A 445-nucleotide genomic window follows, 5' to 3' on the forward strand; every position below is an offset into this window, starting at 1 on the left:
GGAACAGGAGTGAGGACCTTGGCGGCGGAGACGGGGACCTGGGCGAGCCTGCGCGCGCGGCACCTCGTGCACGAGGACGAGACGATGCTGGCGCTCGACAAGCCCGCCGGGATCTCGGTCATGGGGGAGCGCCACGACACCGACCTCGTCCGCCTGGCCGCGGCGCTGGGCGAGGAGCTCTTCCCCGTCCACCGCATCGACAAGGTCACCTCGGGGCTGATCCTGTTCGCCCGCGAACTACGCTTTCACGGTGACCTGACCCGCCAGTTCGCCCGGCGCACCGTCGACAAGTGCTACCTGGCGCTCACCCGCACCCGCGGTCTGCCCGCGGCCGGCATCATCGACCTTCCGCTCAGCGTCGGGCGCAAGAACCGGGTCCGCATCGCCGCCAACCGCGCCGACATCCTCGCCGAGCCCACGAGACCGGAGCCTATCTCGTATGCCG

At 70.8% G+C, this 445-nt stretch carries 1 protein-coding gene; it reads left to right on the forward strand.

Features of this window, described 5'->3' with window-relative positions; genetic code table 11:
* Positions 1-84: 84 nt before the first annotated feature.
* A partial coding sequence (locus FMEAI12_RS34900) for a pseudouridine synthase (RefSeq protein WP_235015076.1) occupies positions 85-445 on the forward strand: 361 nt, incomplete at its 3' end.

This window comes from Parafrankia sp. Ea1.12 (assembly GCF_900465275.1).
Classification (GTDB): domain Bacteria; phylum Actinomycetota; class Actinomycetes; order Frankiales; family Frankiaceae; genus Parafrankia; species Parafrankia soli.